The sequence below is a fragment of the Paraburkholderia sp. J67 genome (assembly GCF_905220265.1).
Taxonomy (GTDB): Bacteria; Pseudomonadota; Gammaproteobacteria; order Burkholderiales; family Burkholderiaceae; genus Paraburkholderia.
Genome location: NZ_CAJMZK010000011.1, coordinates 151,157 through 170,391, shown reverse-complemented (window position 1 = coordinate 170,391; position 19,235 = coordinate 151,157). Strand labels below are relative to the sequence as shown.

Below are 19,235 nucleotides of genomic sequence, written 5' to 3'. Positions count from 1 at the left end.
GTCGTCATCCTTGATTCATTGGGCCGTGGACGGCGCGTTCAGGAACGCGACGCCATCGGCGAAAGTTTCGAGTCCATACCATTGCGCGAGACTCTGTCCAAGATCCGCGAACGAGCCGCGCACCCCCAGGCTGCCAGGCACGACACGCGCGCCGTAGGCCAGCAGCGGCACATGCTCGCGCGTGTGATCGGAGCCGGGCCAGGTGGGGTCGCAGCCGTGGTCGGCGGTGAGAATCAGCACGTCGTCCTCGCGCAGCAGCGGATAGAGTTGCGGCAGCAGCGCGTCGAAGCGCTCCAGTTCGCTCGCGTAGCCCGCCACGTTGCGGCGATGCCCATAGAGCTGATCGAAATCGACGAGATTCGTCATCACGAGGCTGAAATCCGGTGCGTCCCGCACTGCGTCGAGCGTCGCGCGCCACAAGGCGTCGAGTCCGTCTGCCTTGATCTTCTGCGTCACACCCATGCCCGCATAGATGTCCGAAATCTTGCCGATGGCGATCACTTCGCCGCCCGCTTGCGCGAGCTTGTCGAGCACGGTGGGCGCGGGCGGCGGGACGGCCAGATCGCGTCGATTGCCGGTGCGTTTGAAATCGGCGCGGCTTGCGCCCGCGAATGGCCGCGCGATCACGCGGCAGATGTTGTAGCGGTCCACTTCCTCGCGCGCGATTTCGCAGAGCGCGTAGAGCCGTTCGAGTCCGAACGTGCCTTCATGGCAGGCGATCTGGAACACCGAATCGGCGGAGGTGTAGAAGATCGGCTTGCCCGTCGCGATGTGTTCCTCGCCGAGCGCCGTAATGATCTCCGTGCCCGACGCGTGGCAATTGCCGAGGTAGCCCGGCAGGCCCGCGCGGCGCACGAGCGTGTCGAGCAGTTCGGGCGGGAAGGTTTCGGTGGGTTGCGAGAAATAGCCCCAGTCGAAGCGCACCGGCACGCCCGCCAGCTCCCAGTGCCCCGACGGCGTGTCCTTGCCCGAGGACACCTCGCAGGCCGCGCCGTAGGCACCCAGCAGCGCGGCCTGCGCCGTCATGCCCGCGGGCAGCGTGCCCGTCGCCAGTTCGCTCGCCAGCGCAAGCCCCAGGCGTTCGAGTTGCGGCACCCGCAGCGGCCCGTTGCGCTCAGCGGTATCGCATTCACCGCGCGCGCAGCGCTCGGCGATATGGCCGAACGTGTTCGAGCCCGTGTCGTTGAATCGCGCGGCGTCGGGCGCCGCGCCGATACCAAGCGAGTCCATCACCAATACGATTGCGCGCATGCGAATCTCCCGCGCTCAATCGAGCAAGGCGTGAATCACGGGCGGCAGCGCGTCTGGTGCATCGCCGATCGTGTAGGCGCGCTGCACCTCGCTCACGGCGCGCTTCGCCGCGTCTTCGCTTTGTGCGTGCACAACGCCCAACGCCTGCCCCTCTTCCACGCGCTCACCCAATTCAATCAGCCCGGACAGGCCCACCGAATAATCGAGCGTATCGGTCGTCTTCATGCGGCCGCCGCCCAGCCCCACCACGGCGATGCCAAGCGCACGCGCATCGACACGCGCGATCGAGCCACCACGCGGCGCGGGGACCGGCACGATCACGCCAGCCGTGGCGAGATGCGTTTGCGGCCGCTCCAGCAGGTCTGCGGGGCCGCCCAGCGCCTTCACCATGCGCGCGAAACGCTCGGCCGCCTCGCCCGATTCGAGCACCGCCAGCAGGCGCGCGTGCGCCTCGGCTTCGTTCTTCGCGAGCTTGCCGATCAGCAACATCTGCGCGGCCAGCGCCATCGTCACTTCGTGCAGGCGCGCGGGACGCGACTTGCCGGTCAGATAGTCGATCGCACACGCCACTTCCAGCGCGTTGCCCGCACACGGCGCGAGCGACTGGCTCATGTCGGTAAGCGTGGCCGTGGTCTTCATGCCCGCGCCATTGCCGACATCGACGATGCTGCGCGCGAGTTCGACCGACTTCTCGTAAGTGGGCATGAACGCGCCCGAGCCCACCTTCACATCCATCGCGAGACCATCGAGGCCCGCAGAAAGCTTCTTCGAGAGAATCGATGCCGTGATCATCGACACCGATTCGACCGTGGCCGTGACGTCGCGCACCGCGTAGATGCGCTTGTCGGCGGGCGCGAGGCGCGCGGTCTGGCCGATGATCGCCACGCCCACCTCCTTCACCACGCGACGGAAAGTATCCGTGTCGGGCGCGACGTTGTAGCCCGGAATCGATTCGAATTTGTCGAGCGTGCCGCCCGTGTGGCCGAGGCCGCGCCCCGAGATCATCGGCACATAGCCTCCGCATGCGGCCACCATCGGCCCGAGCAGTAGCGAGGTCAGGTCGCCGACACCGCCCGTCGAGTGCTTGTCCACGACCGGGCCGTTCAGGTTCAGCGCGCGCCAGTCAAGCACGTCGCCGGAATCGCGCTGCGCGAGCGTAAGCGCCACGCGGGCGTCGATCGGCAATTCGTTGAAGTAGACGGCCATCGCGAAGGCCGCGATCTGGCCTTCGGTCACGTGGCCGCTCGTCACGCCTTCGACGAATTGCGCGATTTCGGCTTGGTCGAGCGGTTGGCGGTCGCGCACCTTGCGCACGAATTCCTGGGGCAGAAACATGGGTGTCCTCCGATCAATCGTTAATACGCGCCCGGACGCTTTGCGTCCTTGCCATGGCCAAGCGTCGCGAGCAGGCTGCCGAGCAGGCCCGACGCGCCGAAGCGGAATTTCGCGGGCACCGTGTAGCCCACGCCCAGTTCGCGCTCCGCGAGTGCGAGATAGGCAGCGGCTTCCTGCGCCGTGCGCACGCCGCCCGCCGCCTTGAAGCCCACCGTGCGCCCTGCCTCGCGGATCGCCGCGAGCATGGCTGCGGCCGCGTCGAGCGTGGCGTTCACGCTCACCTTGCCTGTCGAGGTCTTGATGAAGTCCGCGCCTGCCTCGATGGCGATCTCGCTCGCGCGGCGGATCAACGCCGTGTCGCACAACTCGCCCGTTTCCAGAATCACCTTGAGGCACTTGTCGCCTGCGGCCACGCGGCATTGCGCGACCAGTTCGCGGCCCACGCGCGCGTCGCCCGCGAGCAGCGCGCGGTAGGGGAACACCACATCGACTTCGTCCGCGCCCAGCGCGACGGCGTCGGCGGTCTCACGTGCCGCCGCTTGCGGGTCGGCTGCGCCCGCGGGGAAATTCGTGACGGTTGCGATTGGCAGCGCAAGGCCGTTCGCCTCCAGTGCCGCGCGCGCGGTGCCGACGAAGCGCGGGTACACGCACAGCGCCGCTGGCGTGCCCACGGGCGTATCGGCCGACGCGGCCAGCGCCGCGATCGAGGCGTCGGTGTCGTCGTCGTTGAGCGAGGTCAGGTCGATGAGATGCAGCGCATGCAAGGCGCGCTCGGCGAGCTGGTTGCGTGTCAGTGCCTGGTCCATAAAAAGCCCGTCAGGAAAGAGAGAAAAACAGTCCGGCGATCGTCGCGCTCATGAGGTTCGAGAGCGTCGCGGCAGCGAGCGCACGCAGACCGAAACGCGCGACTTCACCGCGCAATTCCGGCGCGACCGCGGTGAAGCCGCCGGTGAGGATCGCGATCGACGAAAAATTGGCGAAACCACACAGCGCAAACGAGATGATGGCGATGGTCTTGGGGGTGAGCAGCGGCAAGCCGGCCGCCACCACATGCGCGCTGTCCTGGAGATACGGCGACAGCCCGCTATACGCCACGAACTCGTTGAGAATCAGCTTCTGACCGATGAAATTACCGGCCACCACCGAATCCTGCCACGGTACGCCGATCATCCACGCGAGCGGTGCAAACAGCGCGCCCAGCAGCGATTGCAACGTGACGTGCGCGAAGCCGAGCCAGCCGGCCACCACGCTCACACCCGCGTTGAGCAGCGCGATCAGGCCGATGAAGGCGACCAGCATGGTGCCCACGTTCACCGCGATCTTCATGCCTACGCTCGCGCCCGAAGCCCCCGCCTCGATCACGCTGGTGGCGCGCTTTTCGTCGAATTCGAGCGAGCCGATGTCGATGTGCGTCGCCTCGACCGAGGGACACAGCATCTTGCCAAATAGCAGGCCGCCGGGAATCGCCATAAACGAGGCCGCAAGCAGATATTCCATTTTCACGCCCAGCCCCGCATAACCGGCCAGCACCGAACCCGCCACGGACGCCATGCCGCTCGACATCACCGCAAAAATCTCCGGCCCTGAAAGACGGCGCACGAACGGCTTCACGAACGCGGGCATTTCGCTCTGGCCGAGGAAGATGGTCGCCACCGCCGAGCAGCCTTCGGCGCGGCTCACGCCCAAGAGTTTCGACACCGCCGTGCCGATGATCGCGATGATCCACTTCATCACGCCGAGGTAATAGAGCACGGCGATCAGCGACGTCACGAAGATGATCATCGGCAACACGCGCAGGCCGAACGCGAAACCGTCCGCGCCGAACAGCGCAAACATCTTGTCGCCGACCAGGCCGCCGAACAGAAACGCCAGCCCGTGCTGACCCATTTCGAGGATGCCGTTCACGGCATTGGCGACGAGCGCGAGCACGTGACGCCCCATCGGCACGAACAGCACGAGCGCGCCGATCACGATCTGCGTCGCAAGCGCCGCGAGCACCGTGCGCGCACGCACCGCGCCACGGTTCATCGACAGAGCATAGCCAAACACCAGCAACACCAGAATGCCACACACACTGCGCAGGATATCCATATCGAGTCCTATCGAGACCTTGAGGAATTGGGCGAACCTTGGGTTAGAACCGGTAACCGACGCTGGCGTAATAGCCCCAGCCGGTCGAGCGGTTCTGGAAGGGTCCGCTGCCAAAATTCAGCGCGGTGCCATTCCACTGACCGCCATTGTGGAAATAACGCGCCGCGGTCCAGAAGCGCCAGTGCTTGAACTCGTAGATCAACACGTTGGTCGAGACGAATGCGGTATCGCTGCGCGTGTTGCCGCCGGTTTCTTCGGCGAGGCGCGAGCCGAAGTCATAGTTGAAAAAGCTCACGAACGTGAGGTTGCCACCCTTGAGCGTGCCGATCGGATAGACCATCTTCATCTGTGCGCGATAGCCGTCCCAGCTGTTCGCGTTGGCCGCGCCGTAGTTCTCCCACTGGCGGCGCACGTACAGGTTGGCCGAGAGATAAACCGGCAGCGGCGTGGCGATGTCGGTGCCGAGGCCCATATAGAGCGTGTTCTGGCGGCCCGAGAGGTTATGCCCCTGGTCGTAGATCCAGTCGAACGCGGCGTACCACTCCTTGAACGGCCCGAAGCCCAGGTGCCGACCGAGCAGATCGTCGATGGACACGCGCGGCTCCTGCTCCGTGAAGAGCGGCGAGCCCTTGTTGGTGATGCCCGTGTCGTGGCCATTGCCAACACCGAAGGCACGCGGCACGTCTACGTAACCGTACAGATCGAATGGCCCTTTTCGGCCGAAATATTCGTACTCCAGATAAACGTCGTTCGTGAGATACGGGCCGAAGCGGATGTCTTTCGAGCCGATCACGCCGAGACTCTGGTGCAGCCAGTCCGACAGGTATTGCGGCGCGGCGCTGCCCGCCTGCGTGGTGGACGCGATGGGCGTATTCAGTTCGGGCGGCGTGCCGCCGGTTTCGGCCAGGGTGTCGGCGTGCGCAGGCGCGGCGATCAATGCCAACGCAGCTAGTCCGACGACCAGACCTGGCCGGTCGTGACGTCCTGGAACGCCTGCCTCCTCTGCCTCTTTTGCCTCTGTCGCCTTAAGCCACGGTCTCCTCGTTGGGTCCACGGTCTGCTTCCTTATCTGTCTTGAATATCTCATCTTGTGAGATCATCGGAACACATTTTGTTATGTTTATAACATTAACAAAAAAGCTTTTTTGGCAGAGTCAGGGAAAACCAGAGGGGATGGGAGATGGCGCGCGGAGATGCGCGCCAGGAGGGGGGATCAGGAAATAGGTGGGCTTCGCAGCCCGGCTGCCTGGCGTTAAACCGGCTCGATGACGATCTCAGGACAGATTGGCGAGGAACTTGATGATATCGAGGCAGCGGTCGATGGCCCGACGCTGCCGCGCAAGCGCCGGGAGACAACGATTACGCGTAACCCGTCGTGCCCTTGATTTCCAGATACTCGGCGAGACCAAATTCCGCGTATTCACGCCCGTTGCCAGAACGCTTGAAGCCACCGAACGGCGCTGCCGGATTCCACGCCGGATAGTTGATATGGACATTGCCCACGCGCAGTCGCGCCGCTACTCGGCGCGCATGCTCGATGTCCTTCGACTGCACATAGCCCGCGAGTCCGTACACCGAGTCGTTAGCAAGCGCGATTGCCTCTTCTTCAGTGCGATACGTCATGATCGACAACACCGGGCCGAAAATTTCCTCCCGCGCGATCGTCATGTGGGGCTGCACATTCGAAAACACCGTCGGGCGCACGTAGAAACCTTCACGCAGCCCTTCCGGTCGCCCTAGCCCGCCCGCCACGACTGTTGCGCCCTCCTCGATGCCGACTCCGATCAAGTGCTGGATGCGATCGAACTGGACGCGGCTAACGACCGGCCCGATGCCCGTGCCCGCCGCGCGCGGATCGCCAACGGGCGTGCGCTCGGCTTCCGCGCGCGCGGCCTGCTCCGCGATACGCAGATGATCCACATGCACCAGCATGCGCGTAGGTGCATTGCAGGACTGTCCGCTATTGCTGAAGCAACTGCGCACGCCGCGCGTCACGGCGTCTTCGATATCGGCATCGGGCAGGATGAGATTCGGGCTCTTGCTGCCTAGCTCCTGATGCACGCGCTTGACCGTATCGGCGGCGGCCTTCGCGACCTCGATGCCCGCACGCGTCGAGCCCGTGAACGAGACCATATCGACATCGGGATGCCGCGACAGCGCGTCGCCCACGACATGCCCGTATCCGTGCACGAGATTGAACACGCCCGGCGGCACGCCCGCCTCTTCCAGAATCTCCGCGAACAGGATGCCGCTGAATGGCGCGACCTCGCTGGGCTTGAGCACCATCGTGCAGCCCGCCGCGAGTGCGGGCGCCACCTTGCAGACGATCTGGTTGATCGGCCAGTTCCACGGCGTGATCAGCGCGCACACGCCGATCGGCTCGTGCGAGACCAGCATCGAGTCCGTCTGCTTGCTGAATTCGAACGTTTTCAGCGCGCGGATCGTCTGTTCCAGATGCGCAGTGCCCACCGCGGCCTGCATCGCGCGCGCGAACGCGATCGGCGCGCCCATCTCCTGGCTGATGGTCTGTGCTACCTCTTCGTAGCGGCGTTGATAGATCGCCAACACGCGCTCCAGCAGCGCCACACGCTGTTCGACGCTCCAGCGCGAGAACGTATCGAAGGCCTGCTTCGCGGCTTGTACCGCGCGATCGACATCGACCTCACTACCAATCTTCAGTTGTGCATAGGGTCGCTCATTGGATGGATCGATCACGTCGATCGCCTGAGCGTTCGCCGGATCAAACCACTCGCCAGCGATATAGCTTTGTTGTGACTGTCGCATCGTCAGTTCCTTCATCACGCAGCGCGCGCGTAGGCGGCCGCGAGGACATCCCGGATCTGCGCGACGAACCAGCTGATTTCATCGCGCGACATCACGAGCGGCGGCGAGAATTGCAGGATGGGCGTGCCCTCGTGATCGACGCCCGCACGGCACAGCAGGCCAGCATCGAAGAGCGCGGGCGCGAGCACCGTCGACACAAAGGTCTGCGCGTTCATGACCGCCGTCCAGCGGCGCGCGGCCTTGTCGGACACGAGTTCGAGCGAGTAGTGATAGCCGTCGCCGCGCACGTCGCCCACGCAGGGCAATTCGAGCAGACCATCGAGCAGCGTGCGGAAATGGCGTTCGTTTTCGCGCACATTGTCGAGCACGCCTTCACGTTCGATGATCGCCAGATTGGCGAGCGCAGCCGTGCACGCGACCGGATGGCCGCCGTAGGTCGCACCGTGCAGGAACATCTGCTGCGGACCCTTGAGCACCGTGTCCACGACCGTATCGCTCGCGATCACGCCACCGAGCGGCACGTAGCCCGAGGCGATGCCCTTCGCGAACGTGAGAATGTCCGGCTTCAGGCCATAGCGGCGCGAGCCGAAGTATTCGCCGAGGCGGCCAAAGCCGCAGATCACTTCGTCGGCCACGAGCAGTACGCCGTGACGGTCGCAAAGCTCGCGCAGGCCCGCCGCGTAGCCGGCCGGCGGCGTGAGGCTGCCGCCCGCGTTCTGCAACGGTTCGACGACGATGGCCGCGACGGTATCCGGGCCTTCCTGAATGATCAGCGATTCGATTTCGTCGAGCAGAAAGCGCGTGAATTGCGCTTCGCTCTCGTCTGCCGGACGGCCATAGCGCTTCGTGTTGTTGACGTGGCGCACACCCGACATCAGCGGCTCGAAGTGCTTGCGGAAGTTCGTCATGCCATTCAGCGCAAGCGCACCGAACGACGTGCCGTGATAGGCCACGCGACGCGCGATGAACTTGCGCCGCTGCGGCTCGCCGCGCGCCTGGTGATACTGACGCACGAGCTTGATCGCCGATTCGTTCGACTCCGACCCGCTCGACGTGAAGAACACGCGGTTCATTCCTTCCGGTGCGAGCGTCGACAGTTTATGCGCGAGGCGAATCGAGCTTTCGTGGCCATTGCCCCAGTTGGTCGCGAACGGCAGGCGCACCATCTGTTCGCGCACGGCGTCGCCGATCTCGGCGCCGTGGCTATAGCCCACCTGCACGCAGTACAGGCCCGCCAACGCGTCGAAATAGCGCTTGCCCGTCTGATCGATCAGCCAGCAGCCTTCGCCACGGTCGAATACCGTCAGGTCTTTGTCGCCATAGGCATCGGCATGCGTGAAATGCATCAGCAGATGCCGCTTGCCCAGTTCCTGAAGATTCTGTTGGTTATCCTTATCGCTCATCGTCTTGCTCCTTCCTCATGAGTTCTACAACGTGTTGGTTCGAATATTCGAATGCGTGTTCAGTTCATCGTCAGTGTCGGTGCGGGGCGCGTGAATCCGCGCGTCAGCCACACGAGCTGGCATAGCCCGACCGCAAGCCACGCTACGCCGACATAGAACGTCTGCCGCGACAGGCCCGACCAGAGCCATACATTCATCGCAAAGCCGATCGCTGGCAGCACTCCGTATTTAATCCAGCCCGCGAAGTGGCGGTTTTCGCGCTGCGTGAGGTAGCTGCGCATGACGCACAGATTCACGCCGGCGAAGGCGACGAGCGCGCCAAAGCTGATCATTGTCGAGGCGAGGTCGAGCGTGATGAACAGCGCGGAAAACGACAACGCGCCGACCACGAGCGTGGCGCGCACCGGCGTACCGAGCCGCGCGTGCAAATGCCCGAAGATGCGCTCGGGCAGCACCTGGTCGCGCCCCATCGCGAACAGCACACGCGTGACGCTCGCCTGCCCGGCCATCGCGCTCGCGAAGCAGCCCGCCACATACACCGCGACGAAGAATGCGGACAATGTGCCGCCGCCTACGCGCTGCATCAGTTCGAGGCTCGCGGAATCGAGATCCTTGAAGGTATGCCAGTCCGGGTACACCACTTGCCCGACAAAGGCCACGAGGACAAACAACACGCCGCTTGCGAGCGTGCACAGCAGAATGGCGCGCGGCACCGTGCGACGCGGATCGTGCGTCTCCTCGGAGAGCGTGGACACCGCATCGAAACCCAGGAAGGACAGGCACAGGATGGCGGAACCGGCGAATATCGCGCTCGCGTTGCCAGCGCCCGGCAGCGCGAACGACATCGGCAAATCATGTGCGATGGCAAGCCGCGATGCGGCGACCAGGAACACCGCGATGAACACCATCTGGCTCGCGATCAGAATCAGGTTCACGCGGCTCACGAGCTTGATGCCGAAGATGTTCAACCCCGTGACGATGGCGATGCTCGCGACCACCCAGATGGTCGCCGGCACCGCTGGAAACAACTGCTTCATGTACACGCCGATCACCAGATAGCTGATCATCGGAATGAAAAGGTAGTCAAGCAACAGCGCCCAGCCGACCATGAAGCCCGTCGAAGTGCCGAAGTTGCGCGTCGCAAACGTGTAGGCCGAACCCGCGCTCGGCATGAGGCGCGCCATATGGCCATAGCTGCACGCCGTGAACAGCATCGCGATCAGCGTGACCGTGTAGGCCGCTGCGAGGTGCCCGTTCGTCTGACCGCTCACCAGTCCATAGGTGGTGAACACCGTCATCGGCAGCATGTAGGCAATGCCGAAGATCACCAGCGTAAACAGCCCTAGCCGACGCGTTCGCGTATTCGTTGTTGCATGCCCGACTTCATCTTGCACGGCTCGTCTCCTGTCGTTGCTCAGAAGAGAGTGTGGTACGACATAAATCGACGACGAATGAGAAAAGAGGACGTTATGGGGGGATATTTTCGGACATAGATCTCATGACATGCCGATCAGACGCGCTCTCGCCTCCTGATTCAGGTGCAATGCGCTGGCATTTGACACGCTTTCCAGCTATGTTTTGCGCATGACATATGTAGGTATATGCCCTTGAAAGACGAAACTCGCCACAGCCAGAGCACGGTCGAACGCCGCCTGCGTTCGTCGCTCGGCCTGGAGGATCCAATCGGACGCCAGGAAGACATTCCCGCGACCGTTCACGCGATCGCCGCGGCGCTCGATGAATGCCGCGTACGTCATATCGACGATACCGCCCTGCTCGAAGGCACAGGGCTCGAGGCACGCCAGGTTGCTTCGCCCACGATTCATGTGAACCGCAACCAGGAACAACGCTGTTTCCGCAATTTGCTGCGCCACAGCGGCAGTCCGTCGATCGGTCTTGCGATAGGCGGCAGACTGCATGTCTCCACGTTGGGTCTCGCGGGCTACGCGATGCTCATTAGCGGATCGGTGATGCAGGCGTTCAGTTGCATGAGCCAGTTTCCGCTATTCATGGGCCTCTACTTCGATGTGCGCGTGCGCGCCACGCCCGCTGGCATGACGGTGTCGATTGGCCGCTACAACGGCGAGCCCGATATCGAGACCTATCAGGCTGACATGTGTCTCGCGAGCTTGCGTCTGATCGTCTCCGATCTGGTCGGGCAGCCGGTCTGGCCTGCGGAGGTGCATCTGGCTCGCCGCACGCCGCGCTACGCGGCCGAATACGCCCAGCACTATGGCTGCCGCGTACGCTTCAATGCGGGCGAGGATGCGCTCGTGTTCACGGCGGTGAGCGGCATGGAGATGCCGCGTCTGGCTAACGAGGTGAGCTTCAATGCGCTGCACCGTCAATGCGAAGTGCTGGAGCGCGAATGGGCCGCGTCGATCGGCACACGTTTTGCCGATCGCGCGAAGGAACTGATGGGACGCGACCTGGCGCGCTTCAAATCGATGACGGCGCTGGCGAGCGCGCTGCATATGACGGAACGCACGCTGCGCAGGCGACTGGAGAAGGACGGGCTTTCGTTTCAGGCGTTGCTCGACGACGTGCGCCGCAGCGCTGCGATTCAACTGCTCGACGACGAGGCGTTCACGGTCGCCGCGGTGGCGGAACGTCTAGGCTATAGCGAGCCGCGCAGCTTCCGGCATGCGTTCCGGCGCTGGACGGGGCGCGCTCCACGGGGAGAGTGATGAGGATGACGCTGGGTGATCAATTCCTTCGTAGCACGAAGGAATTGGGCTCACGAGCGAGCCAAAAGAGAAAGCCCGCTTGCTTTCGCAGAGCGGGCTTTGATATTGGTTGCGGGGATAGGATTTGAACCTATGACCTTCGGGTTATGAGCCCGACGAGCTGCCAGACTGCTCCACCCCGCGAAAAAGATTATATGCGGACTGGCCGATAAAAGCAAACAAAAGCGCAATATTTTCTCGATGTGGGGCACGAAGGCGAACACTGACAAGACACGTTCGTCGGACGGCGGCGAATGACATTCGTGAGTAGACGCCGCCACCTTGCCATATATTGCTAAGGATGACTGAATACTACACGCGGATCATGCTTGTGAAGGGTGAAGATCGACCCAACGCGATGAGACGCGATTTCGCGGGAAAATCGGGAGCTTGGAAAAACGATGGGGAATTATGGTGGGCCGGGTCGGGTTCGAACCGACGACGGGATTTCTCCGGCGGATTATGAGTCCGCTGCCTGCAACCAACACGGCGTCCGGCCCACGAGGCGATACGATGAAGCGTCAACAAAAAAGCCCGGTCTAACAAGAGCCGGGCTTTTCGACGGCAGGCCGACATACTACACGAAACTGGGCCGGCCTGACCATCCATCATGCGCAATTACTTGCGCTGCATGCGCTCATGCCTGAATCCTCAATGAACTCCAGACAGAACGCACGCGTCGTCAATTCCCTTCGAGGAAGGACTTGAGCTTGTCGGAACGGCTTGGGTGACGCAGCTTGCGCAGCGCCTTCGCCTCGATCTGGCGGATTCGCTCGCGCGTCACATCGAACTGCTTGCCGACCTCTTCCAGCGTGTGGTCGGTGCTCATTTCGATACCGAAACGCATGCGCAGCACTTTCGCTTCGCGCGGCGTGAGCGAGTCGAGCACGTCCTTCACCACGTCGCGCATCGAGGCATGCAGGGCGGCGTCGGACGGCGCCACCGTGTTGTTGTCCTCGATGAAATCGCCCAGATGCGAATCGTCGTCGTCGCCGATCGGCGTTTCCATGGAGATCGGCTCCTTCGCGATCTTCATGATCTTGCGGATCTTGTCCTCCGGCATTTCCATCTTCTCGGCGAGCGTAGCCGGATCCGGCTCGAGCCCGGTTTCCTGCAGGATCTGCCGCGAGATGCGGTTCATCTTGTTGATCGTCTCGATCATGTGAACCGGAATGCGGATCGTGCGCGCCTGGTCCGCGATCGAGCGCGTGATGGCCTGACGGATCCACCACGTCGCGTAGGTCGAGAACTTGTAGCCGCGGCGATATTCGAACTTGTCCACCGCCTTCATCAGGCCGATGTTGCCTTCCTGGATCAGGTCGAGGAATTGCAGGCCACGATTCGTGTACTTCTTCGCGATCGAGATCACGAGACGCAGGTTGGCCTCGGTCATCTCGCGCTTCGCCTGGCGCGCCTTCAATTCGCCGGCCGCCATCTGGCGGTTGGTTTCCTTGAGGTCCTTGAGCGGCAGCACCACGCGCGCCTGCAGATCGAGCAGACGCTGCTGCTGTTCGCGGATCGCCGGGACGTTGCGCGAGAGGATCGCGCTGTACGAATGCGTCTCGGCCACGACTTTGTCGGCCCATTCGAGATCGGTTTCGTTGCCGGGGAAACGCGTGATGAATTCCGAGCGCGGCATGCCGCATTTGTCCACCACGGTGTGCAGGATCTGACGCTCGACCTGGCGCACTTCGTCCACCTGCGCGCGCAGCGTGTCGCACAGACGCTCGACAGTACGCGCCGTGAAGCGGATCGACATCAGCTCGGTCTGGATCGTTTCCTGCGCCTTCAGGTAGGCCTTCGACTTGTAGCCTTCCTTCTCGAACGCGCGGCGCATCTTGTCGAACCATTCGCTGATGAGCGCGAACTTCTCGAGCGCGGAACGCTTGAGGGCTTCGAGCTGCGCCGCATTGGCCGTCGCCTGTGCCGTGCCGTCGTCTTCCTCTTCTTCGCCCTCTTCCTCTTCTTCCTCTTCGGCGTTCTCGTCTTCGTTCTCGATCTCTTCCGCTTCCTTGGCGTTAAAGCCGTCGGTGTCTTCTGCGTTCGGATCGACCAGGCCGTCGACTAGCTCGTCCACGCGAATCTCGTCGTTGGCGACGCGTTCGGCCATGGCGAGAATATCGGCGATAGTGGTCGGGCAGGCGGAGATCGCCATGACCATGTGCATGAGGCCGTCTTCGATGCGCTTGGCGATTTCGATTTCGCCTTCGCGCGTGAGCAGCTCGACGGTGCCCATTTCGCGCATGTACATACGCACCGGGTCGGTCGTGCGGCCGAACTCGGAGTCGACGGTGGACAGCGCAACTTCTGCTTCTTCTTCGACTTCGTCGTCGACCGAGGCATTGGGGGCGTTGTCGTTGAGCAGCAGCGTTTCAGCATCGGGCGCCTGTTCGTAGACGGCGACGCCCATGTCGTTGAACGTGCTGATGATGCCTTCGATCGCCTCGGTTTCGGTGAAGTTGTCCGGAAGGTGATCGTTGATTTCGGCGTAGGTGAGGTAGCCGCGCTCCTTGCCAAGCTTGATGAGCGCGCGCAGCTTGTTGCGGCGCTCTTCGAGTTCCTCGACGGTCCCGGGCTGCGATGACGCGAACGCGTCCTTCAGCAGCGCCTTCTCCTTCGCTCGCCGGTCGCGCGCACGGGAGGTCTTTTCTCCCTTGCCCGCGGCGGGCGTGCTTTCTTCGCTCTGGTTTGCGTCGTCATCGACGGACACTTCATTCAGCTTTTTCGTCATGGAGTTCGCCGTACCGGCTGTAGTCTCGACTCGGGGCTGTTGGACAACAGCCTCTTGAACCGTGGATACTGGAGCCTCGCGCTCTGCCGCATCGTCCGCAACGGCAGGCACTTGCCTTGCACTACTCGGACCACCGGACCGCTTCGTTGCCGGATGAGTAACGGCTTTCGCCGCACGTATGGGCGCCGCTCGCGCGGCCGAAGCAGCCAGGGATTTCTTCCGGACTGCGGGGACTTCATGACTGGCGGTTACCGCCTGACGGCGGGAACGGACGGAAGGGGCGTGCCTGGCTTCTGTGACCGTATGGGTCGGCTCCGTCGAGCCTTTGCCTGCCGCCTTTTTTCCGCCTGTAGTCTTTGCCATTGCCATTCCGCCCCTTGCTGGAAAATGGACACCTTTCGGCATCGCTCGGCGAAACGACCTCCGAGTGATACCTGTGTTGCCCGCCCGGAAAAAACAAAAACAAACCGCTGAAAACCTTTTATTATACCACGCACGGTAATAATCCCCCGCGCGCGATCCTCCCTTACAGCCCGAGCTGACGTTTCATGTCAGCCCGCGCCTGATTCAATTTCACGTACTCGGCCAGCTCCTCGGGCGTATGTCGCGACTGCCTGGAAAGCACGTCCAGTCGCTCGCTACAGGCGTCGAAACGCATTTTGAGGATCGCCGCCGTCAGCTCTTCGCTCACGAGCCGCTCCTGCTCGCGGCGCTCTTCGAGCACGGCGGCATCTTCCGGATTTTTCATCAGCAAATCCCGAACGTTTTCATCATAGTCCAGAATTTCGCGAAAAATCTCCTCGAAGGTTGGAGCATTGGCCCCATTTCTCAATAAATCTGACAACAGCTGGAATTCGGCTGCGTCGCCCAGCGCACGGGCATGCGTGGTCACTTCCTCGAACAGTTCGCCATGCCGCGTGAGCGTGATGAGCGCCTGTTCGGCTTCTTCGTCGAGCTGCGCCACGATGCGCGGATGCATCACGAGGTTGCGCAGCGCCTTGCGCTCGATCCCCGTAACGAGATGCCGGTCCTTGCGGGCGGGCGCCTGGCGCGCCGCCTGAGCGATGCGGGCGTCGACCTCGCAGAGCCCGGCCACTTCCTCGAACGGCACGTCCAGGCGATCTGCGAACATGTGCATGATCTGCGCGCGCAACGCGTTCGCCGGCAGCATCTGCAGCAGCGGCTTGGCGTCGAACAGCGCGCGGGCGCGCCCTTCCGGCTGGTCCAGCTCCTTGCCCGCCAGCACTTCGTTCAACATGAACTGCGAGAGCGGCATGGCGCGCTCGACCTGCTCCTTGAAGGCTTCAGTGCCGAATTCGCGCACGTAGCTGTCCGGATCGTGCTCGGACGGCAAAAACAGGAAGCGGATCGTGCGGTTGTCCGCCGCGTGCGGCAGGCACGCGTCCAGCGCGCGACGCGCCGCGCGGCGGCCCGCCGAGTCGCCGTCGAAGCTGAAGATCACCGTATCGGTCTGACGCATCAGCTTCTGGACGTGGATCGGCGTGCAGGCCGTGCCGAGCGTCGCCACGGCGTTCTGGAACCCGAGCTGCGCGAGCGCCACCACGTCCATATAGCCTTCCACCACCAGCACGTAATGCAGTTCGCGGATCGCGAGACGCGCCTCGAACAGCCCGTACAGTTCGCTGCCCTTGTTAAATAGCGGCGTTTCCGGGGAATTCAAATACTTGGGCTCGCCGCCGTCCAGCACGCGGCCGCCGAAGCCGATCACCTGCCCCTTCACGTTGCGGATGGGGAACATCACGCGATCGCGGAAGCGGTCGTAGCGGCGCGCCTGGCCCTGGGCGTCCTGTTTCTCGCTGACGATCACAAGGCCCGATTCGACGAGCGCATCGTCGCGATAATCGGCAAACGCGGTTTCGAGGTTCTGCCATCCATCGGGCGAGTAACCCAGCCCGAAGCGGGCCGCGATTTCGCCCGTCAGGCCGCGTTTTTTGAGGTACTGGATCGCATTGGGCGCGCTGCGCAACTGCTTGCGGTAGTAGTCGCAGGCGGTTTGCATCACGTCGGACAACGCGTTGGAGACGGCCTTCGAGACGCCGGGCGCATAGCCGCCCTCGCCTTGAGCGCCGCGGCCGCCGCCGCCGCGCACGGGCGACGGCTCCTGCGGCACGCTCAGGCCAACCGACTGCGCGAGTTCGTTGACGGCCTCGGGAAACGTCAGGCCCGCGTGCTCCATGAGGAAGCCGATCGCGGTGCCATGCGCGCCACAGCCGAAGCAGTGATAGAACTGCTTCGTTGGACTAACGGTGAAGGAAGGGCTCTTCTCGTTGTGGAATGGGCACAGGCCCATGAAGTTCGCGCCGCCCTTCTTGAGCTGCACGAAGCGTCCCACCACGTCGACGATATCGACGCGGTTTAGCAGATCCTGCAGGAACGAATGCGGAATCATCAGGCTTGGTCGCTCAGTTGGGATGGGTCGGGCACGCTTGCGCGGCCCGCTGCAAGCCCCTCACGGCGCAGGCACGAAGGCCGGCGCCGTGTGCGGGGCAATGCCGTGCCCCTTACTTCGAGAGCGCAGCCTTGACGAGGCCGGAAACGGCCGTCATATCGGCGCGACCAGCCAGCTTCGGCTTGATCACGCCCATGACCTTGCCCATGTCCTGCGGGCCGGCAGCGCCCACCTGGGCGACCGCTGCCTGAATTTCGGCGGCGATTTCCGCCTCCGAAAGCTGCTCGGGCATATAAGCCGCCAGCACGGTCAGTTCGGCCTGTTCCTTTTCGACGAGGTCGGTGCGGCCGGCGGTTTCGAACTGGCTGATCGAGTCCTTGCGCTGCTTGATCATCTTGTCGATGACTGCCGTGATGGCGGCGTCGTCGAGCGTGACACGCTCGTCGACTTCGCGTTGCTTGATCGCGGCGAGCAGCAGACGAATCGTGGCGAGGCGCTCACTTTCGCGCGCGCGCATCGCGGCCTTCATGTCGTCGTTGATCTGGTCTCTGAGACTCATTACTCACCTGAAATGCGTTGGGGTTGCACAATCCCGGATTCACCGGGCAGCGTGGCCGCCGAGTCTGAACTTCGCACCGAAGCATCGCAGGAATGCAAAAACCCGCCTGGAAGCGTTTCCAGGCGGGTCGGTGCGGGTTCGACGTGGTTGCGACCACACCAGAGAGACAGCGCGGCGCTTGCGCGGCCGGCTGTTTGCGTCACCGTGGCAATCCGGACTGCGGAAGCACCACGGCAACGTCGAATTCAGTACAGCTTTTTTGGCAACATCTGGCTGCGCAGACGCTTGAAATGGCGCTTCACCGCTGCCGACTTCTTGCGCTTGCGTTCAGCCGTGGGCTTCTCGTAAAACTCACGCGCACGAAGTTCGGTCAACAGCCCGTTCTTTTCGATCGTGCGCTTGAAGCGGCGCATGGCCACTTCAAAGGGTTCGTTTTCTTTTACGCGGATGGTCGTCATTTGCCAATAACGGATCTGGGGTAAAGAGAGCCAGTATAGCAGTTCCCCGCACGGCCATAATGCGGCGGCCGGGAGGAAAACCCGCATCCAGTCAGGGTTCCGGGCTACCTCACGAAGACCAGGATCGCCCGTCTGGATCAGGCGCTGCCGGTCAACGCGAATTGCGCCGCAGCCTCGCCCGCGGCAACGCCCGACGCCCACGCCCACTGGAAGTTGTAGCCGCCGAGCCACCCCGTCACATCGACCGCTTCGCCCACGAAGTAGAGACCCGGCACACGCTGGCTCATCATCGTCGCCGACGAGAGCTCGCGCGTATCCACGCCGCCGCGCGTCACTTCGGCCTTCTTGTAGCCCTCGGTGCCAGTCGGCGTCAGTGTCCACTGCGAGAGGCCTTCGCCGATACGGCGCATGGTCTTGTCCGGCAGATCGGCGAGTCGCGCGTCGAGCGGCACGCCGTGCGTCTCGAGCCATGCATGCGCGAGACGCGCAGGCACCCACTCGGCAAGCAGGTTGCCGATCTGGCGTTTCGTCGTACTTTTCGCTTCGATCAGCGCCTCGGTGGCGTCGCGCTCGGGCAGCAGATTCACGCGAATCGGCTGGCCCGGCTGCCAGTAGCTCGAAATCTGTAGCACGCCCGGGCCCGAGAGCCCGCGGTGCGTGAACAGCAGATCTTCGTCGAACGCACCGCCTGTCTTGCGCTCGCCGGTGGCCACATGGACGTCGAGCGACACGCCCGAGAGCGGCACATAGGGTGCCCACTCCTGCGTCGCAAAGGTCAACGGCACCAGCGCGGGGCGCATATCGATGAGCTTGTGACCGAACTGCTTCGCCACGCGATAGGCGAAATCCGTCGCGCCGATCTTCGGAATCGACAAACCGCCCGTGGCGATCACGAGCGCCTTCGCGCGAATCTGGCCCTGCGGCGTGCCGAGCGTGAAGCCCGAACCATCGGCGTGCGCGACCTCCTCGACGGGCAACGGGCGACGCCAGGCCACCTTGCCCGCGTCACATTCCGCACGCAGCACGTCGATGATGGCGTCGCTCGACTGGTCGCAGAAGAGCTGGCCCTTGTGCTTCTCGTGCCAGGTCACGCGATGCTGACGCAGCAGCGCCATGAAGTCGCGCGGCGTGTAGCGCGCGAGCGCCGAGCGGCAGAAATGCGGGTTGTTCGAGAGATAGTTGGCGGGGCTGGCGTGCAGATTCGTGAAATTGCAGCGGCCGCCGCCCGAAATGCGGATTTTTTCCGCGAGGCGCGGAGCGTGGTCGATCAGCGCCACACGGCGGCCCTGCTGGCCCGCCACCGCCGCGCACATCATGCCGGCGGCCCCTGCGCCGATCACGGCGATGTCGAAAGATTCCATGGCGCGCATTTTACCTGTGCGCCGGGTCCAGGTGGCGGGCTCCAGCCACACACGCGCTGGTAGCCCTCAGCCGGGTTCCACGTGCACTGCTATACTTTCGGGTTTACCTTTCACATTGATTTAGCG

At 63.3% G+C, this 19,235-nt stretch carries 14 protein-coding genes and 2 tRNA genes; 1 reads left to right on the top strand and 15 read right to left on the bottom strand.

The genetic code is table 11. The features are described from left to right. Nucleotides 1-15: 15 nt before the first annotated feature. The 8 genes from U5782_RS21190 to U5782_RS21155 all read right to left on the bottom strand — a co-directional run bounded on the left by U5782_RS21190 (nt 16) and on the right by U5782_RS21155 (nt 10,258). Entirely contained in the window at nt 16-1,251 is a 1,236-nt protein-coding gene (locus tag U5782_RS21190) for a phosphopentomutase (protein ID WP_322045839.1), read from the bottom strand. A gap of 15 nt (nt 1,252-1,266) precedes the next feature. Further along, on the bottom strand, nt 1,267-2,586 hold the full coding sequence (gene deoA / locus U5782_RS21185; protein WP_322045838.1) for a thymidine phosphorylase: 1,320 nt from the start codon (nt 2,584-2,586) through the stop codon (nt 1,267-1,269). 20 nt (nt 2,587-2,606) lie between these two features. Continuing rightward, nucleotides 2,607-3,392, bottom strand: coding sequence for a deoxyribose-phosphate aldolase (gene deoC, locus U5782_RS21180; protein ID WP_322045837.1), 786 nt, complete (start codon nt 3,390-3,392; stop codon nt 2,607-2,609). 10 nt (nt 3,393-3,402) lie between these two features. Next, nucleotides 3,403-4,677, bottom strand: coding sequence for a NupC/NupG family nucleoside CNT transporter (locus tag U5782_RS21175; RefSeq protein WP_322045836.1), 1,275 nt, complete (start codon nt 4,675-4,677; stop codon nt 3,403-3,405). Between the two features lie 43 nt (nt 4,678-4,720). Continuing rightward, nucleotides 4,721-5,620: a nucleoside-specific channel-forming protein Tsx gene (locus U5782_RS21170; RefSeq protein ID WP_322045835.1), complete on the bottom strand. Its 900-nt coding sequence runs from the start codon at nt 5,618-5,620 to the stop codon at nt 4,721-4,723. 416 nt (nt 5,621-6,036) lie between these two features. Beyond that, nucleotides 6,037-7,461 carry an aldehyde dehydrogenase family protein gene (locus tag U5782_RS21165; RefSeq protein WP_322045834.1) on the bottom strand — a complete coding sequence of 475 codons (1,425 nt, stop codon included), beginning with the start codon at nt 7,459-7,461 and terminating at the stop codon, nt 6,037-6,039. 14 nt (nt 7,462-7,475) lie between these two features. Further along, nucleotides 7,476-8,864, bottom strand: a complete 1,389-nt coding sequence (locus U5782_RS21160) for an aspartate aminotransferase family protein (protein ID WP_322045833.1) — start codon at nt 8,862-8,864, stop codon at nt 7,476-7,478. Nucleotides 8,865-8,923: 59 nt separating this feature from the next. Beyond that, nucleotides 8,924-10,258 (bottom strand): APC family permease, encoded by a 1,335-nt coding sequence (locus tag U5782_RS21155; protein WP_322045832.1) that lies wholly within the window; start codon nt 10,256-10,258, stop codon nt 8,924-8,926. Nucleotides 10,259-10,471: 213 nt separating this feature from the next. Here U5782_RS21155 and U5782_RS21150 point away from each other — a divergent pair, with 213 nt between their 5' ends. Next, the gene (locus U5782_RS21150; RefSeq protein ID WP_322045831.1) at nt 10,472-11,551 is read left to right on the top strand and encodes an AraC family transcriptional regulator; all 1,080 of its coding nucleotides are present in this window, start codon (nt 10,472-10,474) and stop codon (nt 11,549-11,551) included. 106 nt (nt 11,552-11,657) lie between these two features. Here U5782_RS21150 and U5782_RS21145 read toward each other — a convergent pair. The 7 genes from U5782_RS21145 to U5782_RS21115 all read right to left on the bottom strand — a co-directional run bounded on the left by U5782_RS21145 (nt 11,658) and on the right by U5782_RS21115 (nt 19,109). Further along, nucleotides 11,658-11,734 (bottom strand) — tRNA-Met (locus U5782_RS21145). Nucleotides 11,735-12,002: 268 nt separating this feature from the next. After that, nucleotides 12,003-12,090 (bottom strand) — tRNA-Ile (locus tag U5782_RS21140). A 182-nt stretch (nt 12,091-12,272) separates the two neighbouring features. Further along, entirely contained in the window at nt 12,273-14,684 is a 2,412-nt protein-coding gene (gene rpoD, locus U5782_RS21135) for an RNA polymerase sigma factor RpoD (protein ID WP_322045830.1), read from the bottom strand. A 163-nt stretch (nt 14,685-14,847) separates the two neighbouring features. Then, nucleotides 14,848-16,731: a DNA primase gene (gene dnaG / locus U5782_RS21130; protein ID WP_322045829.1), complete on the bottom strand. Its 1,884-nt coding sequence runs from the start codon at nt 16,729-16,731 to the stop codon at nt 14,848-14,850. Between the two features lie 112 nt (nt 16,732-16,843). Then, nucleotides 16,844-17,290 carry a GatB/YqeY domain-containing protein gene (locus U5782_RS21125; RefSeq protein WP_322045828.1) on the bottom strand — a complete coding sequence of 149 codons (447 nt, stop codon included), beginning with the start codon at nt 17,288-17,290 and terminating at the stop codon, nt 16,844-16,846. A 245-nt stretch (nt 17,291-17,535) separates the two neighbouring features. Continuing rightward, the gene (rpsU, locus tag U5782_RS21120) at nt 17,536-17,748 is read right to left on the bottom strand and encodes a 30S ribosomal protein S21 (protein ID WP_133193608.1); all 213 of its coding nucleotides are present in this window, start codon (nt 17,746-17,748) and stop codon (nt 17,536-17,538) included. A gap of 137 nt (nt 17,749-17,885) precedes the next feature. Further along, entirely contained in the window at nt 17,886-19,109 is a 1,224-nt protein-coding gene (locus tag U5782_RS21115; protein WP_322045827.1) for an NAD(P)/FAD-dependent oxidoreductase, read from the bottom strand. Nucleotides 19,110-19,235 lie beyond the last annotated feature (126 nt).

What these genes read in the sequence shown, in the direction of transcription:
- U5782_RS21190 (WP_322045839.1), bottom strand. Translation starts at nt 1,251, where the DNA reads ATGCGCGCAATCGTATTGGTGATGGACTCGCTTGGTATCGGCGCGGCG.
- deoA (WP_322045838.1), bottom strand. Translation starts at nt 2,586, where the DNA reads ATGTTTCTGCCCCAGGAATTCGTGCGCAAGGTGCGCGACCGCCAACCG.
- deoC (WP_322045837.1), bottom strand. Translation starts at nt 3,392, where the DNA reads ATGGACCAGGCACTGACACGCAACCAGCTCGCCGAGCGCGCCTTGCAT.
- U5782_RS21175 (WP_322045836.1), bottom strand. Translation starts at nt 4,677, where the DNA reads ATGGATATCCTGCGCAGTGTGTGTGGCATTCTGGTGTTGCTGGTGTTT.
- U5782_RS21165 (WP_322045834.1), bottom strand. Translation starts at nt 7,461, where the DNA reads ATGCGACAGTCACAACAAAGCTATATCGCTGGCGAGTGGTTTGATCCG.
- U5782_RS21160 (WP_322045833.1), bottom strand. Translation starts at nt 8,864, where the DNA reads ATGAGCGATAAGGATAACCAACAGAATCTTCAGGAACTGGGCAAGCGG.
- rpoD (WP_322045830.1), bottom strand. Translation starts at nt 14,684, where the DNA reads ATGGCAAAGACTACAGGCGGAAAAAAGGCGGCAGGCAAAGGCTCGACG.
- dnaG (WP_322045829.1), bottom strand. Translation starts at nt 16,731, where the DNA reads ATGATTCCGCATTCGTTCCTGCAGGATCTGCTAAACCGCGTCGATATC.
- U5782_RS21125 (WP_322045828.1), bottom strand. Translation starts at nt 17,290, where the DNA reads ATGAGTCTCAGAGACCAGATCAACGACGACATGAAGGCCGCGATGCGC.
- rpsU (WP_133193608.1), bottom strand. Translation starts at nt 17,748, where the DNA reads ATGACGACCATCCGCGTAAAAGAAAACGAACCCTTTGAAGTGGCCATG.
- U5782_RS21115 (WP_322045827.1), bottom strand. Translation starts at nt 19,109, where the DNA reads ATGGAATCTTTCGACATCGCCGTGATCGGCGCAGGGGCCGCCGGCATG.